At 75.3% G+C, this 16,190-nt stretch carries 14 protein-coding genes; 7 read left to right on the top strand and 7 right to left on the bottom strand.

What is annotated here, in order from left to right; all coding sequences use genetic code 11:
* Positions 1–186: 186 nt before the first annotated feature.
* The 4 genes from ABZ920_RS15155 to ABZ920_RS15140 form a co-directional block, all read right to left on the bottom strand.
* A complete protein-coding gene (locus tag ABZ920_RS15155; RefSeq protein ID WP_361503812.1) occupies positions 187–1,458 on the bottom strand; it encodes a hypothetical protein in 1,272 nt (423 codons plus the stop codon).
* The gene (locus tag ABZ920_RS15150; RefSeq protein WP_361503809.1) at positions 1,455–3,170 is read right to left on the bottom strand and encodes a DUF3492 domain-containing protein; all 1,716 of its coding nucleotides are present in this window, start codon (positions 3,168–3,170) and stop codon (positions 1,455–1,457) included. The genes ABZ920_RS15155 and ABZ920_RS15150 overlap by 4 nt, the downstream gene beginning before the upstream one ends.
* Before the next feature lie 237 nt (positions 3,171–3,407).
* On the bottom strand, positions 3,408–5,258 hold the full coding sequence (locus ABZ920_RS15145) for a DUF3152 domain-containing protein (RefSeq protein ID WP_361503807.1): 1,851 nt from the start codon (positions 5,256–5,258) through the stop codon (positions 3,408–3,410).
* A gap of 8 nt (positions 5,259–5,266) precedes the next feature.
* Positions 5,267–6,466, bottom strand: a complete 1,200-nt coding sequence (locus ABZ920_RS15140; RefSeq protein WP_361503804.1) for an alpha/beta hydrolase — start codon at positions 6,464–6,466, stop codon at positions 5,267–5,269.
* Positions 6,467–6,658: 192 nt separating this feature from the next.
* On the opposite strand from ABZ920_RS15140, the gene ABZ920_RS15135 reads away from it, so the two are divergent.
* The 4 genes from ABZ920_RS15135 to ABZ920_RS15120 all read left to right on the top strand — a co-directional run bounded on the left by ABZ920_RS15135 (position 6,659) and on the right by ABZ920_RS15120 (position 8,664).
* On the top strand, positions 6,659–6,886 hold the full coding sequence (locus ABZ920_RS15135) for a hypothetical protein (RefSeq protein WP_361503801.1): 228 nt from the start codon (positions 6,659–6,661) through the stop codon (positions 6,884–6,886).
* A 264-nt stretch (positions 6,887–7,150) separates the two neighbouring features.
* Entirely contained in the window at positions 7,151–7,795 is a 645-nt protein-coding gene (locus tag ABZ920_RS15130; protein WP_361503798.1) for a TetR/AcrR family transcriptional regulator, read from the top strand.
* Positions 7,796–7,959: 164 nt separating this feature from the next.
* Positions 7,960–8,187 carry a DUF3107 domain-containing protein gene (locus ABZ920_RS15125; protein ID WP_030854792.1) on the top strand — a complete coding sequence of 76 codons (228 nt, stop codon included), beginning with the start codon at positions 7,960–7,962 and terminating at the stop codon, positions 8,185–8,187.
* 207 nt (positions 8,188–8,394) lie between these two features.
* The gene (locus tag ABZ920_RS15120) at positions 8,395–8,664 is read left to right on the top strand and encodes a hypothetical protein (protein ID WP_361503795.1); all 270 of its coding nucleotides are present in this window, start codon (positions 8,395–8,397) and stop codon (positions 8,662–8,664) included.
* Positions 8,665–8,721: 57 nt separating this feature from the next.
* On the opposite strand, the gene ABZ920_RS15115 is transcribed toward ABZ920_RS15120, so the two are convergent.
* Entirely contained in the window at positions 8,722–9,468 is a 747-nt protein-coding gene (locus ABZ920_RS15115) for a ferritin-like fold-containing protein (protein WP_361503792.1), read from the bottom strand.
* A 488-nt stretch (positions 9,469–9,956) separates the two neighbouring features.
* Here ABZ920_RS15115 and ABZ920_RS15110 point away from each other — a divergent pair, with 488 nt between their 5' ends.
* Positions 9,957–12,422: a DEAD/DEAH box helicase gene (locus tag ABZ920_RS15110; RefSeq protein WP_361503789.1), complete on the top strand. Its 2,466-nt coding sequence runs from the start codon at positions 9,957–9,959 to the stop codon at positions 12,420–12,422.
* A gap of 788 nt (positions 12,423–13,210) precedes the next feature.
* Positions 13,211–14,101, top strand: coding sequence for an alpha/beta hydrolase (locus ABZ920_RS15105; protein WP_361503786.1), 891 nt, complete (start codon positions 13,211–13,213; stop codon positions 14,099–14,101).
* Positions 14,102–14,110: 9 nt separating this feature from the next.
* Here the strand turns inward: ABZ920_RS15105 and ABZ920_RS15100 are convergent, their stop codons facing one another.
* The gene (locus ABZ920_RS15100; RefSeq protein WP_361503892.1) at positions 14,111–15,016 is read right to left on the bottom strand and encodes an NYN domain-containing protein; all 906 of its coding nucleotides are present in this window, start codon (positions 15,014–15,016) and stop codon (positions 14,111–14,113) included.
* Between the two features lie 192 nt (positions 15,017–15,208).
* On the opposite strand from ABZ920_RS15100, the gene ABZ920_RS15095 reads away from it, so the two are divergent.
* On the top strand, positions 15,209–15,385 hold the full coding sequence (locus ABZ920_RS15095) for a hypothetical protein (protein ID WP_361503895.1): 177 nt from the start codon (positions 15,209–15,211) through the stop codon (positions 15,383–15,385).
* Positions 15,386–15,525: 140 nt separating this feature from the next.
* Here the strand turns inward: ABZ920_RS15095 and ABZ920_RS15090 are convergent, their stop codons facing one another.
* Positions 15,526–16,131 (bottom strand): MarC family protein, encoded by a 606-nt coding sequence (locus ABZ920_RS15090; protein ID WP_361503783.1) that lies wholly within the window; start codon positions 16,129–16,131, stop codon positions 15,526–15,528.
* Positions 16,132–16,190 lie beyond the last annotated feature (59 nt).

Below are 16,190 nucleotides of genomic sequence, written 5' to 3'. Positions count from 1 at the left end.
ACCGGACCGGCCTACGCGCCGGCGCCTGGACGCCCGACACCGCGCCCGCCGGCATTCCGCACCGAACCGGCCTACGCGCCGCGACCTGGACGCCCGACACCGCGCCCGCCGGCATTCCGTACCGGACCGGCGTGCGCGCGGGAGCAAGGGCACTGGGCACCGCGCCCCCCGGCGTTCCGGCGCCCCTCACGGCGGATCCTCCGCCGGGGCGTGGGCCGACGCCCTGGTCAGCCTGCGGGTCGCGTGGACGAGGAGCAGGCAGGCGGCCGCTCCGCAGGCGAGCGCCGGGACGCTTCCCGGGCCGAAGCGGGCGACGAGGGCGTCGACCGGTACGGCGAGGGCGTCGCAGCCCGGGAGGCGGGCGGCGAAGACGCTCGCCTGGGCGGTCGCCTCGGCTCCGGCCGCGACGCCGAGGCCCACGACCGGCGCGTGGTGGAAGCCGTGCGCCGCGAGGAGCCGGGCGAGCAGGAGCAGGGCGCCGAGGGCGAGGGTGCCGGCGTAGGCGGCGGGCTCGTGCAGCACCGCGCCGCAGGCGGCTGTGAGGGCGGTCAGAGCACACAGGAACAGGACGAAGGTGCCGAGCAGGAGCGGACGTACGGAGGCGGCGAACTCCTCCAGGCCGTGGCTGGCCTCCAGCCGGCGCCGGGCCCCCACGGCGAACAGGTGGGCGGCGACCGCCGCGGGCGCGCAGGCGAGGGCGAGGGCCAGGACGGGTGCGACGGTCAGGGGCCAGGGACCGGCCGCGGTGCCGTCGGGCAGTCCGTCGGGGCCGCCGGCGACGGCGACGCCCAGCAGGCCGTCGCCGAGGAGGGCGTAGGCGGCGAGCCAGTACGTCGACCTCCGGGCGCCCGGCGTGTGCGGCCCGCGCGGCACGGTCCTCCTGATGCCCAGGGGGCCGCGGCGGAGCACGGCGTGCACGGCGAGGACGACGGCGAGGACGCCGGCCGCGGCCACCAGCAGGCGGGGGCGGCCTTCGGTGAGGCGCGCTCCGGTCACGGCCGCCGCGCACAGCGCGCCGGGCAGCAGGCCGAGCGCGAGCCGGCGGGCGCCCGTGGAGGGAGCGGCGGCGGTGCCGGGGCGGGCGGGCGCGTCGCCGTCCCGGGGCACGCGGGCGTACATCTCCTCGGCGAGTGAGAAGACGTCGCGGTGGCGGAACCGGGCGGCGGTGCGGTCGCTGACGCCGTGGGCCTCCAGGCCGGCGGCGATCTCCAGGGGGTCGACGGCCCGTTCGCACAGCGCCTGGTGGCGATGCATCAGCACCTTCACCGGGTCGGCGGCGCCGCGGTGGAGGCTGCCGCCCCGGGGGCGGCCGGTGTCGCCGGCGGGCCGCGTGTCCTCCCGGGGCCACGGCTGTGTGCGCGCGTCCGTCGCGGCGGGAGCGGCCGGGGTGCCGGGGTCGTCCGGCCGGGCCGGGCCGGTCGCCGGGCCGGTCGCCGGGCCGGTCGCCGGGCCGGTCATCGTGCGGCCTCCGCGGCGGTTCCGGGGGTCGTGGCGCGTAGCGGTGCGCCGGCCGCCCACGCGGGTGCGCCGCGCGTCCCGGCGGGCGTACCCGTCCAGTACCCGGGCAGGTGGGCCTCGGCCGGGTCGGCGAAGGGCAGGGGGGCGCCGGTGACGTCGAGCACGACGCGCCGCACTGGGCAGCGCGAGGCGATCTCCAGGTAGATGCCGTGGAACGCGGCGACGCTCTGCTCGACGGTGAAGAGTTCGAGCGCGCGGGCGCGGGCGGCCGCCCCGAGGCGCGCACGGCGCTCGGGGTCGCGCAGCAGTGCCACGCACGCCTCGGCGAGCGCCCGCGGGTTGCGCGGCGGCACGACGAGCCCGGTGCCGCCCACCACCTCCACGACGGCGCCGACGTCCGTGGACACCGTGGCGCGACCGCAGAACATGGCCTCGACGAGGCCGCGCGGGAAGCCCTCGACGACGCTGGACAGGACGGTCACCGCGCCGGACGCGTACACGTCGGCGACGGTCCGCGCCTCCGGGCCGCCGACCTCCTCGAAGGAGACCGGGTTGTCGCCGGCGGTGTGCGGTCCCTCGGCCTCGTCGGGGAAGAGCTGGGCGGCCAGCGCCCGGCAGTGGCCCAGGTACTCGGCCCCGTCGGGGCCCGCCGCGGCGCCCACGATGCGCAGGCGGGTCCCCGGCTGCCGCCGGCGGACCTCGGCGAAGGCGTGCAGCAGGGACACCAGGTCCTTGGCGGGCTCCACGCGTCCGACCCACACCAGCGTGCCGGGGTCGGCGGCGTCCGGCGCCTCGCCGGCCTCGGCGAAGGGGGAGGCGTCCATGCCGGGGTGGACGGTGCGCAGGACGGCGCGGTCCGCGCCGCAGCGCTCCTGCCAGCGGCGGGTGTGCGCGTTGCCGTGGGTGACGACGGCGGCCCGGCGGTAGGCCTCGGTGGCGAGCCGGCCGTGGAAGGCGGCGAGCAGGGCCCGCACGGGCGGTGCGGTCTCCTCGGCGCCGGGGGCCAGGTAGTGCGAGCGCAGCCGCACGCCGTACTCCGTGACCAGCAGGGGGACGCCGCAGAAGTGGCGGGCGAGCAGCCCGGGCAGGGCGGCCGTGCCGCCGGCCGCGGTGTGGCAGAGGTCGGCCGCGCCGAGGTCGTCGTCCCCGTACCAGTCGAGTGAGAGGGGGCGCAGGGCGCGTTCGAGGTGCGCGGCCACCGTGAGCAGATCCGGCACGCGCGCCCCGCGCGCGGCCCGTACAGCGCCGGGGGCGCGGCAGGCTCCCTCCAGGGCGCGGACGGCGGCCTCCGAGCGCAGCGCGGCCCCCAGGCCGCCCTCGTCGCGGGCCAGGTCGGCCAGCCCGTACAGCGCCCTGGCGAAACGGTCCGCCTGATCGTCCGGAACGCCGGGACCGGTCCTGTCACCAGGGTCGGCGTTGCTCGTGGAGGCCAGGACCGCGGCGAGCTCCCGGTAGCACTCGGCGAAGCGCCGGCGCGCGCGGCGCCCGTGGACCACTCCGTCGTCCTCGGCGCGCCACAGCGGCGCCGTGCGGACCCGGCCGGCCTGGGGCGGAAGCGGCACCCGGCCTTCTTCCTCCTGCGCCCGGCTGCGGCTGAGTGCGTAGAGGTCGAACTCGTGCTGCCCGAGCCCGCGCACGAGCCGGTCGCACCAGGTTCCGGACTCACCGCCCACATACGGGTAGCCACCCTCCGTCACCAGTCCGATGCGCACGAGTACACCCCGCTTCCTCCGTCCGGGGAGCCGCCGTCGCACGGGCGGCTCGCAGCGGGACGAACGTATGCGGACATGCCGGTGGCGCGACGGACGGTTGTCCGTCGTGCCACCAAAAGGGGTGAACGGCCGTAACTTTCCCGCGCGGGAGGCGTTCCGTCGCGCTAGGGGATCACTCACCGACGCACCGTGACGAAGGAGCGTCTGCGCCCGCTGCGCGCGACGCGCGGTCGCGCGTCAGCCCTCGGGGTGCACCCAGGCGTTGGGCAGGCAGTGGATCCCGTCGTGGTCGAGGAACTTCGTCTGCTGCTGCATCACCGGTGCCAACTCGCCGTCCTTCTCGCAGTCGACGTGGCCGTGGCCGAGCCGGTGGCCGACCTCGTGGTTGATCAGCATCTGCCGGTAGGCGTGGATCCGCTTCCCGTAGGTCGTGGACCCCTGCGCCCAGCGGTAGGCGTTGATCATCACGCGCTCGGTGGCGGCCGAGTCGCACGAGACGTTGTCCTCGGTGGTGTCCAGCCCCGACTTGGCGCACCACTCGGCCGTGGTTCCCGGGCTGGCCAGCGTGATCACGAAGTCGGGCTCGCCGGAGGAGACCCGCTCGAAGGTGCGTTCGCCGCCGTGGGCCCAGCTGCGGTCGTCGTTGAGCGTCTTGTGCACGGCTTCGGCGAAGAGCTCGCCGTCCAGTCCCAGCCCCCGTTCCACGTCCACGCGGTAGGTGTACTTCCGCCCCTTGCCCGGCGCCTCGGCGAACCCGGGCACCACGTCGAACGCCCCAGAACCCTTCAGCGTCGGACTGAGCGGGTACGTCAGGTTCATCTTCTGCTCGTACGACAGGGGCGTGGCGCCGGGCGCTCCGGACGAGCCGTCGGGGCCGCCCGCGGCGATCGCCTCACCGGCGCCGTCGGCGGCGGACTGCGGCTGCGCCGCGTTGCCGGTGCGGCCGTCGGTGACCTGCCCGGCGACGACGACGGCGAGCACCGTGGTGACGGCGGCGGCCGCGATGCCGGTGAACGTCCGCCCCTTGGTTCCCCTGCGCTCCGCCGGCTCGCCGGCCGGCGACGCGGCGCCGTCGCCCCCGCCACCACCGGGCTCGGCGGTCCGCCCGGACCCGGCGCCCCGTCCGGGCGGGATGTTCCGTCCCGTCTCCGCGTACCGCCCGGACGCGGCGTTCCGCCCGGGCGGGATGTTCCGTCCCGTCTCCGCGTACCGCCCGGACGCCGCGTTCCGTCCGGGCGGGGGGGACGACGGGTCCGAGGAGGGCACGGTGGCCGGACTGCGGCGCGCGAAGGCGTCCTCCTCCTCGTCGAAGGCGTCCAGGTACGCCTGCCGGGGTCCGGCGGGCGGCGCCTGCCGTTGCCGGGGAAGGGCGACATCCGGGCGGGCGGCCCGGCGCTCCCGCGCACCGCTGACTCCCCCACGGGCCTCGAACGCGCCCCAGGCGCCGCCCGCTTCACGCTGTTCGGGATGACCGCCACGGGCCCGGCCGCCGTGGGCCGGGGCCGTGTCGGGCGCGCCCGGGACACCGTGGGCCGGGGTTCCCGCGGGCGCACCCGGGACACCGCGAGCCGCTGCGCCGTCCGGCACCCGCGGAACACCACGGGCCGGGGTCCCGTCGGCGAAGCGCGGCGCCCCGTGCGCGGGCGTCCCGCCGCCGGCTGTCCTCGGCGTCCCGTGCGCGGGCGTCCCACCGCCGGCCGTCCTCGGCGTCCCGTACGCGGGCGTCCCACCGCCGGCCGTCCTCGGCGTCCCGTACGCGGGCGTCCCGTCGGGCAGCCGGAAATCTCCGTAAGCCTGTCCCGGCACCGCGCCCCGCGGCTGCTGCCCCGGCGCCGGCGCGGGGCCCGGCCGTCGGCCGGCCGGCGCGGCACCCTGCGGCTGCCGGCCGTCCCGGACCGCGCCCGGACCGGGCCGGCCGGCCCCACGGTCGCGGCCCTCGCCGCTCTCCCGCCGGTCGCCGTCCTCGCGCCGGTCCCGGACTTCCCGTCCCTCGCGGCCCGTTCGGCCGTCGCGGCCGTCCCGTCCTGCAGTTGTCTCCGCGGTGCCGCCGTCCTTGGCGGCCGGCCCGCGGCGGCTGTGGCGTCCCACGTCGCCCCTCAGCCTCCCGTACCCGCATCGGCGCTCGCGTCGGCATCAGCGCCACCGGGCCGCGCACCGTCCAGCCGCGCACCGTCCAATCCCGCACCGTCCGGCTGCGCACCGTCCGGCCGCGCACCGTCCGCTCTCGCACCGCCGCCCGGCGGTCCGCCGTCCGGGGAGACCCCGCGCACCTCACCGCGCGCGGAGCCGGCCGTGGCCCCGTCACCCGGAGCGGTACGAGCGGTCGCGTCGCCCTCCGGGGCCTGCCCCGCGTCCCGCAGCAGGTCCCGGAAAGCCAGCGCGACCGTCTCGGGGTACTCCATCATCGCCACGTGCCCGGCGTCGGGCAGGGTGAGCAGGCGGGCGTCGCGGAACGCGCGGGCCGCCTTCTGCGCCATGCGGAAGCCCACGAGCTGGTCCCGGCCGCCGTAGACGAGGAGTGTCGGCGCCAGGACGCGTTCGGCCTGGCGCCACAGTCCGTGCTGGCCGCCGAGCGTGTAGGCGTTCACGATGCCGCGCGCCGAGCGGGCCATCGCGTCCCAGTGGTACGGCAGCCGCAGCCGCCGCTCCATCTCCTCCACCGCGTTGCGGAACCCCTCGGGCGTCACCCGTCCCGGATCGCCGTAGCACAGCGCCATGACCCCGCGGACGCGCTGCTCGACCGTCCACTCCCTGGTGATGCGTGTGAAGAGCGGCGCGATGCCCGGCACGGCGAGCAGTCCCGTCGGCACGGCGCTGCGCTGCACGCGGATCTCGGGCAGGGCCGGGGAGACGAGGGTGAGCGTGCGGACGAGGTCGGGCCGCACGGCGGCCACACGCGTGGCGATCGCCCCGCCCATCGAGTTGCCGAACAGGTGGTGGGGACCGCGTCCGGAGGCGTCGAGGTAGCGGATGACCGCGCGCGCGTGGCCGGTCACGGAGTAGTCGCCGTCGTCCGGCGGCGGGGAGTCCCCGAAGCCCGGCAGGTCGAGCGCCTCGCCGTCGACGACCCCCTTGAGCAGGGCCATGAGCGCCGACCAGTTCTGCGAGGACCCGCCCAGCCCGTGGACGTACAGGGCGGGCGGCAGGCCCTCCCGCGCGGGCGGCCTGGACCGGACGCTCAGGGTCACCCCCGGCAGTCCGACGGTCCGCAGCCGTTCACCCTCCTCGACCCTGACGGGCGCCACCTTCGGAAGCACGTTGGCGGGCGGCACGGAGGGCAGCTCGGTCGAAGACATGCGGCAATGTTACGAGACGATCACGCGGCGAATCACGTGTTCGCCGTCACACGGACCGGACCGGTCCGGCCGGCCGGACCCCCGCGCCCGCAGACGCATGGCGTCCACTTGGGGTGTCTCCTACGCTCGTACACAGGGCACCCGCATGTGGCCCCCTGATTCCCAGGGACATACGTAGGAAGGGAGCCCAGTATGACCATCGATCCCACCGACCCCGAGACGTTCGAGGACACCGAGGACGCCGAGGCGGGCAGGGAGATCGGCGTCGAGGCCCCCGAGGGCGACGCCGCCGAGCAGCTGGCGGACGTCGCGCCCGACCGCGACGAGCCCCTCACCGGTGTCGCGCCGGACCGGGCGAATGAGGCCGACCTCGCGGAGCAGGCGCGCGTCGTCTCCCTCGACGAGGACGACTACCGGTGACGCACGGGACGGGCGCGCGGTGGCCCGCGGGCCGGGTGCCGGACGCCGGGCCCGCCGCCGTCCGCGGTGACGCACGGCGAAGACCGCTGCTGAACAGGAGCGGAGCCGCGCTTTGCCCGGCATGATCCCGTTTGAAACCTTCCGCGCCGCCGTCGGCACCGTCCGGTCCGTGAAAAACTGCGCTCGCACCGCGCACAGCACGGTTACCGAAAAGTACGATGGCGGCGCGGTCCACACCGCACAGGGACGACTTTGGGAGGCGGCGTGACAGCCATCGAGCAGACAGAGGCGGTACGCCCGCGCGGTACACGCCTGCCGCGCCGCGCCCGGCGCAACCAACTGCTGGGTGCCGCCCAGGAAGTCTTCGTGGCGCAGGGCTACCACGCGGCCGCCATGGACGACATCGCGGAGCGCGCCGGCGTCAGCAAGCCGGTGCTCTACCAGCACTTCCCGGGCAAGCTCGACCTCTACCTCGCCCTGCTGGACCAGCACTGCGCCTCGCTCATCCAGTCCGTGCGCAGCGCGCTCGCGTCGACCTCGGACAACAAGCAGCGTGTGCGCGCCACCATGGACGCCTACTTCGCGTACGTCGAGGACGACGGCGGCGCCTTCCGGCTGGTCTTCGAGTCCGACCTGACGAACGAGCCCGCGGTGCGCGAGCGCGTCGACAAGGTCACGAACGAGTGCGCCGAGGCGATCTGCGAGGTGATCGCCGAGGACACGGGTCTCTCGCGCGCCGAGTCGATGCTGCTCGCCTCCGGTCTCGGCGGCCTCGCCCAGGTGGTGGCGCGGTCCTGGCTGCACAGCGACCGCAGCGTCCCGCGCGATCAGGCGGTGCAGCTGCTGACGTCCCTGGCGTGGCGCGGCATCGCGGGCTTCCCCCTCCACGGCAACGAGCAGCACCACTGAGCCGGCCCCGGCCGGCCGGAACGGGTGCCGGCCGGTTGTCATTCCCGCCGGCTGTTCGCTCCTGGCGTGCCCCGCCACAGCGTTTACGTCCCCTCACCGGGCTAATGTGTGCTGGTACGGCGCGGAAGGTCGCGCACTTCACTGACCGTCGGAGGGACATAGCCGTGGAGGTCAAGATCGGCGTGCAGCACGCGCCCCGCGAGATCGTTCTGGAGAGCGGTCAGACCGCCGAGGAGGTCGAGCGCGTCGTGGCCGAGGCGCTGGCCGGCAAGTCGCAGCTGCTGAGCCTCGTGGACGAGCACGGCCGCAAGCTCCTGGTTCCGGCCGACCGGCTGGCATACGTGGAGATCGGCGAGCCCGCCCCGCGCAAGGTGGGCTTCGGCGCGCTGTAGTCCCGGACGAGACGAGCGGGGGCCCGGCGGTTCTGAGGACCGCCGGGCCCTTCGCGTGCGCGCGGACTCCCCTCGGCACCGTCCGCCCCCGTCCCGTCTTCACGGGTCTCACACGAACGACCCACAGGGAGGGTTGCCTTCCGCAGGTCAGGGGTATGACGGGTCACGATCGTCGGGCACGGGCCGACCGTGCGGGAGGGACCACTCATGATCTTGGAAGCGTTCGGCTCGGCCGTCCTCGGTCTGCTGCTCGCGTGGGCGGCGCTCCACCGGCTCTCGCACCGCCTGCCCTCCACGCCGCTGGTGCTGTCGACCGGCGTCGCGGGCGCGCTCTTCGGCGACTTCGTGACGCACAGCGCGCTGGGCACCGGCGGTGTCCTGCCGAGCCTGGTGGGCGCGGCGGTCGTCTCGGCCGCGTCGCTGTCGCTGCTGCTGCGCCCCGCGGGCAGACTGCGCCGACGGTCCGTGCCGGCCTGATCCGGCGCCGGCGTCGGCGCGTCCCCTGACCACGCGGCCCGCCCGGGCCTCGGGCCGTCAGGCCGCCAGGCCGAGCGCGGCCATGCGCTTGGTGTGCGCCTCGGTGATCCGGGAGAACATCCTGCCGACCTCGGCCAGGTCGAAGCCGTCCGCGACCCCGCCGACGAGCATGGTCGACAGCGCGTCCCGGTCGGCCACGACCCGCTGGGACTGCGACAGGGCCTCGCCCATCAGACGCCGCGCCCACAGCGCGAGCCGGCCGCCCACGCGCGGGTCCGCGTCGATGGCGGCGCGCACCTTCTCCACCGCGAAGCCGGCGTGGCCGGTGTCGTCGAGGACGGCCAGCACCAGCTCGCGGGTGTCCGCGTCCAGGCGGACCGCGACCTCGCGGTAGAAGTCGCTGGCGATGGAGTCGCCGACGTACGCCTTGACGAGGCCCTCGAGCCAGTCCGAGGGCGCCGTCTGCCGGTGGAAGCCGTCGAGCGCCGCGACGAACGGCTCCATGGCCACGGTCGGCTCCTCGCCGATCTCGGTCAGCCGGTCGCGCAGCCGCTCGAAGTGGTGGAACTCGGCCGAGGCCATCTTCGCCAGCTCGGCCTTGTCCGCGAGGGTGGGCGCGAGCTTGGCGTCCTCCGCGAGCCGCTCGAACGCCGCCAGCTCCCCGTACGCCAGCGCGCCGAGCAGGTCCACGACCGCGGCGCGGTACTGCGGGTCGGCGGACGCCGACGTCCAGTCCCGGGCGGAGACCCCGGTGCGCGCGGCCGGTGCGTCGGAGACGTTGTCAGGCTTGTCAGAGCTCGTCATGCAGCGCACAATAGCTCGCTCCCCGCGTCATGCACGGACATGGTCATTCAGTGTGACGACGACTACGTGACCGAATCGGCCATCGCGTGTGCGCGAATCCAGGGTATGGTGGTAAGTGCGCCCGGCGAGTACTCCGAAGTACCTCGACAGGGCGCACGCATGAGGATGCCCGGTCGGTGGCCCGATCGGCTCCGACCCGACAGCCCTCCCCGGCCTGCCGTACGCCCTCGCGTGTACGACGGCCGGAGGGACCCTCAGCGGTTCGAGCGCTAGAGCGTCGGCTGTGGTCCCGTGCCACACGGTCCGCCCGTGAGAGCGGCCGTCCGTTCCCGGCACGGTCGGACGACACGACCCCCGCGCTCGCCTCGCGCCGCGCACACAGAAGAGGCAGCACCCTGACTACGACGTTTCGTGAACTCGGAATCCTTCCCGAGACCGCCGAGGCCCTGGAGGCCGTCGGCATCACCACTCCCTTCCCCATCCAGGAGATGACGCTGCCCGTGGCCCTCTCGGGCACGGACGTCATCGGCCAGGCCAAGACCGGCACCGGCAAGACGCTGGGCTTCGGCCTCCCGCTCCTGGACCGCGTGACCGTACCCGCCGACGTCGAGGCGGGCCGCGCGAAGCCCGAGGACCTCACCGGAGCGCCGCAGGCGCTCGTGGTCGTCCCCACGCGCGAGCTGTGCGTGCAGGTCACCAACGACCTGCTCACCGCCGGCAAGGTGCGCAACGTGCGGGTCCTCGCCATCTACGGCGGCCGGGCCTACGAACCCCAGGTCGAGGCGCTCCAGAAGGGCGTCGACGTGGTCGTCGGCACCCCGGGCCGCCTGCTGGACCTGGCGGGCCAGAAGAAGCTTGACCTGAAGCACATCAAGTCGCTCGTCCTCGACGAGGCCGACGAGATGCTCGACCTGGGCTTCCTGCCCGACGTCGAGAAGATCATCAACATGCTGCCGGCGAAGCGGCAGACCATGCTGTTCTCGGCGACCATGCCGGGCGCCGTGATCGGTCTGGCCCGCCGCTACATGTCCCAGCCCACGCACATCCGCGCCACCGCGCCGGACGACGAGGGCGTGACCGTCGCGAACATCAAGCAGTTCGTCTACCGGGCGCACTCCATGGACAAGCCGGAGATGATCGCGCGCATCCTGCAGTCCGAGGGCCGCGGGCTGGCGATGATCTTCTGCCGCACCAAGCGCACGGCGGCCGACATCGCCGAGCAGCTGCAGCGCCGCGGCTTCGCCTCGGGCGCCGTCCACGGCGACCTCGGCCAGGGCGCCCGCGAGCAGGCCCTGCGCGCCTTCCGCAACGGCAAGGTGGACGTTCTCGTCTGCACCGACGTCGCCGCGCGCGGCATCGACGTCGAGGGCGTCACCCACGTCATCAACTACCAGTCGCCCGAGGACGAGAAGACCTACCTGCACCGCGTGGGCCGTACCGGCCGCGCGGGCGCGAAGGGCACGGCGGTCACGTTCGTCGACTGGGACGACATCCCGCGCTGGCAGCTGATCAACAAGGCGCTGGAGCTGGACTTCAACGACCCGGTGGAGACGTACTCCACGTCGCCGCACCTCTTCGCCGACCTCGACATCCCCGCCGGCACCAAGGGTGTCCTGCCCCGCTCGGAGCGCACGCGCGCCGGGTTGGCGGCGGAGGAGCTGGAGGACCTCGGTGAGACCGGTGGCCGCGGTGGACGCGGTCGCGGCGGCCGGGGTGACCGTGGCGACCGGGACGCCGCCCGCACGGCCGACCGCGAGCGCCCGGAGCGCGCGCCGCGCCGCCGGCGCCGTACCCGCAGCGGTGAGCTGCTGGACTCGGCTCCCGGCGGCACGTCCGCCGTCACCGCGCCGGCGGCCGGCGAGACCCCCGCGGCCGACGAGGCCTCCGGCACGCGCACGCCGCGCCGCCGCCGGCGGATGCGCGGCGGGGTGCCGGCGCAGCCGGTGACCGCCGAGGCGGCTGCCGCCGCCGAGCCGGCCGCCGTGGCTGCCGCGCCCGAGACCGCCCAGGCCGCGGTGACGACGGCGGAGGGCCCGGCCCTCGACGCCGCCGATGCCCCGGCCGCGCCGCGCCGCCGCCGTACCCGCAAGTCGGCGGAGCGCGCGGTGACCGCCGCTGAGGCCGTCGACGCCGCCGCACCGGCCGCGTCCCCGGACGCGATCGGCGACACGGCACCGGCCGGGACGCCGGAGGCCGCGGAGACGACGGCCACCGAGCCCAAGCCGCGCAGGCGTACCCGCAAGGCCGCCCAGGCCGCCGACGCCGCCGAGGCCGTGGTCGCCACGGCCGAGGGTGCCGAGGAGCCCGCCGCGCCCGAGTCGAAGCCGCGTCGTGCCCGGAAGGCGGCCGCCGCTGCCGGAGCGGCCGCGGACACGGCCGAGGCCACTGCGGAGGCGGTCGACTCCGCCGAGGCCGAGCCGCGCCGCCGCACCCGCAAGGCGACGGCCACCGCTGACGCCGCGAGTGCCGTCGACACCGCCGAGGGCGTGGCGGAGGCCAAGCCGCGCCGCACCCGCAAGACGGCGGCCGCGACGGCTCAGGCACCGGAGACCGACGCGGAGGCGGAAGCCAAGCCGCGCCGGCGTACCCGCAAGGCCGCCGAGGCCCCCGAGGCAGCGGTCGACACGGCCGAGGCCGCCGAGGCCAAGCCGCGCCGCACACGGAAGAAGGCGGTCGCCGCCCAGGCAGCGGTCGACACCGCCGAGGGTGCCGCCGCGGAGGCCGAGGCCAAGCCGCGCCGTCGCGCCCGCAAGGCCGCCGAGGCTCCCGAGGCCACCACGGCCGACATCCCGGCGCAGGCGACCGGGGAGCAGGAGGCCAAGCCGCGCCGCCGCACCCGCAAGGCCGCGGAAGCCCCCGAGGCGACCGGTGACACGGCCCCGGCGGGCGAGCCGGCCAAGCCCGCGCGCCGGACCCGCAAGGCCACGGCCGCCGTGGAGGCCGCGGAGGCCTGATCGGGCTCACGCGCATCCGGCCGTACGGCCCGCCCGTACGAGCCACCGCACGACCGGACGGCCCGGTCCCACCTCGCGTGGGGCCGGGCCGTCCGGTCGTTGCCCGCGGGGGACCTCGCCCCACCCGGCCTGCGCGGCGCGGCGACGGCTCGGACGCGCTGCGCCCAGCCGAGACGCCGTGACCCGCGCGCCCCTCGGCAGGCACGGGCAGTGCGCCGGGACGCACCACCGGACGTCCCGCGTGGCGCGGCGCGGGCCTGGAAACGCTGCACCCGGCCGAGACGCCATGGCCCACGCCCCTCGGCAGGCGCAGGCGGTACACCGGACACACGACGGTCCGGCCCGGCCCCACCTCGCGTGGGGCCGGGCCGTCCGGTCGTTGCCTGCGGGGACCTCGCCCCACCCGGCCCAGCCCGGCGCGGCGCGGCGCGGCGACGGCTCGGACGCGCTGCGCCCAGCCGAGACGCCGTGACCCGCGCGCCCCTCGGCAGGCACGGGCAGTGCGCCGGGACGCACGACGGGACGGCCCAGCGCGGCGCGGCGCGGGCAGGGACACGCTGCACCCGGCCGAGACACCATGGCCCACGCCCCTCGGCAGGCGCAGGCGGTACACCGGACGCACGACCGGACGGCCCGGCCCCACGCTGAGGTGGGACCACGCGCCCCTCGGCAGGCGCGGGCGGTGCACCCGGGCGGCAGGCACGGCCGCGGCGTGCAAGCCTCCCGCTGCTCTCGGCCGAGGCCGGGCCCCTCCCCGCCGCCGCCCGGGCGACCGATAGCCTCGGCGCATGAGCCGGCCCCCCACCTTCGTCCCGCCGCCCGGCGCCCGGGCCTACCGTCTGCGGACCGCCCGGGGCGAGTTCGCCGTGGTCGACGCGCCCGCGGACGCCCGCGCGGAGGCGAGGGGCACCGTCCTGCTGCTGCCCGGGTTCACCGGGAGCAAGGAGGACTTCAACCCGCTGCACGAGCCGCTCGCGGCGCGCGGGTACCGGACGGTGGCCGTGGACGGGCGGGGGCAGTTCGAGTCGGACGGCCCCGCTGACGACGAGTCCGCCTACGCGCAGCAGGAGCTGGCGCTGGACGTGCTGGCGCAGGCGACGGCACTGGGCACGCCCGTGCACCTGCTGGGCCACTCCCTGGGCGGCCAGATCGCGCGCGCGGCCGTGCTCCTCGACCACTCCCCCTTCGTCTCGCTCACCCTGATGGCGTCCGGCCCCGCCCAGATCTCCGCGCCCCAGCAGCAGCGTGTGAAGCTGCTGCGGGACGCGCTCGCGGTGATGTCGATGGCCGAGGTGTGGGAGGCCATCCAGGCCGCTGAACTGCCGGAGGAGACCGACACCGGCACCGAGCTGGACGCCGGCCTCGACGACCGGCTGGACCTGCGCCGCCGCTGGCTGAGCAACAAGCCCGCCCAGCTGACCGCCACGGGGCGCCAGTTGTGCGTCGAGCCGGACCGCGTCGCGCAACTCGCCGCGCTGCCCCTGCCGTTCCACGTCCTGTCGGGCGCGCGCGACGACACCTGGCCGCTGCCGCTCCTCGACGACATGGCCGTACGGCTCCGGGCCCGGCGCACGGTGATCGACGGCGCCGAGCACTCCCCCAACACCGACCGGCCGCTCGCCACCGCCCGCGCCCTGGCCGACTTCTGGGACGGCGTCACCCCGGGCGGCGACGGCTGAAGCCGGGTCTCAGTACTGCGTCTGCAGGTGCTCCCAGAAGCCGTCCCGCAGGGCGCGCCGCAGGTCCGCCTGGCCGCGCAGGGAGTACTGCAGGACGCCCTCGGCCTCCACGAGCAGGTCCTGGTCCACGGAACCCGGCAGGTAGGGGTGCCCGGGCAGCAGTTCCACCAGCGCCTCCCGGCCGCGTGCGGCCAGCCACTTCGCGGCGATCTGCGCACCCACGAACCGGACGTCCTCGCGGGTCGGCCGGACCCCGGCGGTCGCCTCGTAGGTGGGCGCCGTGCGCCGGGAGACATAGGGCTTGACGAAGTCGAGGCCGAGCGTGCGCTGGCTGTCGACCTCCCACAGCAGCGGCTCCGCCTGGTTGCGGCCCTCCGCGGCCTCGATGCCCCACAGGTGGACCCGGGCGCCGTAGCCCTGGGCCGCCTCCACGGCCGAGACGAGGTCCTCGTCACCGCCGAGCAGCGCAGCGTCGCTGATGGCGCGGTGCCGCGCCAGCGACTCCAGATCGGAGCGGATGAGGGAATCGACGCCCTTCTGCTGGTTGTTGGCGTTGAGGTTGCCCAACCGGACCTTCACGTCCGGGAGTTCGGCGATCGACTGCTGCTCCGCGGTGTGGATGCGGCGGCGGGCTCCGTCGTACCAGTAGACGCGGAGCAGGCGGCTGTCCGCGAAGACCGTGCGGGCCCTGTCGATGAGCGCGTCGATCAGCCCCTCGGCGTCCAGGTCGAAGGCGCGGCGGTCCTCCGTGCCCGCCACCAGCCGTCCCGCCGCCGCGTACAGATACCCGGCGTCGACGAAGATCGCGTGGGTCGAGGGCGTCTTCGCCACCTCGACGAGCATGCGTTCCAGCAGCCCGTTCGTGCGGTCGATGCGGTCGGAGAGCGCCGCCAGGTCGTCGTTCATCGCCTCCATTGTCCCGGCGGTCACGCTGTGGACACAACCGCTCCCGGTTGGTCCACCGAGACTCCCTTACCGGTCAGTAGTTAGCTGTTCGAAAATTTTCTTTAGCGTAGGGAATGGATGTAACACGGATGGGGTTGCATACCTATGGAGCACGGGGCACCGACGGCCCGTGCGCCGCACCGAGCAATTCTCCGCAGGAGGATGACCAGACGAAGGGAGAAGCCCGTGCGCTTCGAGATCATGCGACTCGACGAGGTCGACGGCACCACCGTGGACAGCACCGTCGTGGACGCCGCCTCCGTCAACCGGATCGTTCAGCAGGCCGCCGCAGTCGGCCAGCGGCTCTGGATCCGCCCGGCCGACAGCCCGGCCTCGTAAGAAGCGGTTTCTCACTCACAGCGTTCACTCTTCACAGGCCCCGTGCGGTACGACACCGCACGGGGCCTGCGCCGTGCGGGGGCGCGGACGGGCGGGGTCCGCGCAGAGGCGGCTCACGCGCCGCGGACGGAGGCGGCGCCTCACGCCCCGCGGACGACCTGCAGCACGCCGTTGATGATCTGCTGCACGGCGATCGCGGAGAGCATCATGCCCGCCAGCCGCGTCACCAGGACGACACCGCCGTCCTTGATGACCCGGATGATCAGCAGCGAGTACCGCATGACCAGCCACAGCACGACGTGGATGGCAAGGATCGCCGACCACACCGACACCTGCGCGGTGACGCTGCCCGCCCTCTGCACGGCGAGGATGACGGACACGATCGCCCCGGGCCCGGCGAGCAGCGGCATGCCGAGCGGGACGAGCGCGACGTTGACGTCCTTGGTCTGCTTCGGCTCGTCCGTCTTGCCGGTGAGCAGGTCGAGCGCGATCAGCAGGAGCAGCAGACCACCGGCGATCATCAGCGCCGGCACGGAGACGTGCAGGTAGTCGAGGATCTGGTGCCCCAGCAGGCCGAACACGGCGATGACGCCGCCGGCGACGCAGACGGCCTGGAGGGCCATCCGCTTCTGCACCTTGCCGGGGCGTCCGGCGGTCAGTGCGAGGAAGATCGGGGTGATCCCGGGCGGGTCCATGATCACGAAGAGGGTGAGGAAGAGGGAGCCGAAGACGGCGACGTCGAACATGGGTGGAGAAGGCCTTGCCGAAGAAGTGAGGGCGCACGAAAGCGGTACGCCGGTACGAA

The sequence above is a fragment of the Streptomyces sp. NPDC046831 genome (assembly GCF_040645305.1).
Classification (GTDB): Bacteria; Actinomycetota; Actinomycetes; order Streptomycetales; family Streptomycetaceae; genus Streptomyces.
The sequence above is the reverse complement of the archived record's forward strand: the minus strand, read 5'-3'. Positions and strand labels throughout refer to the sequence as shown.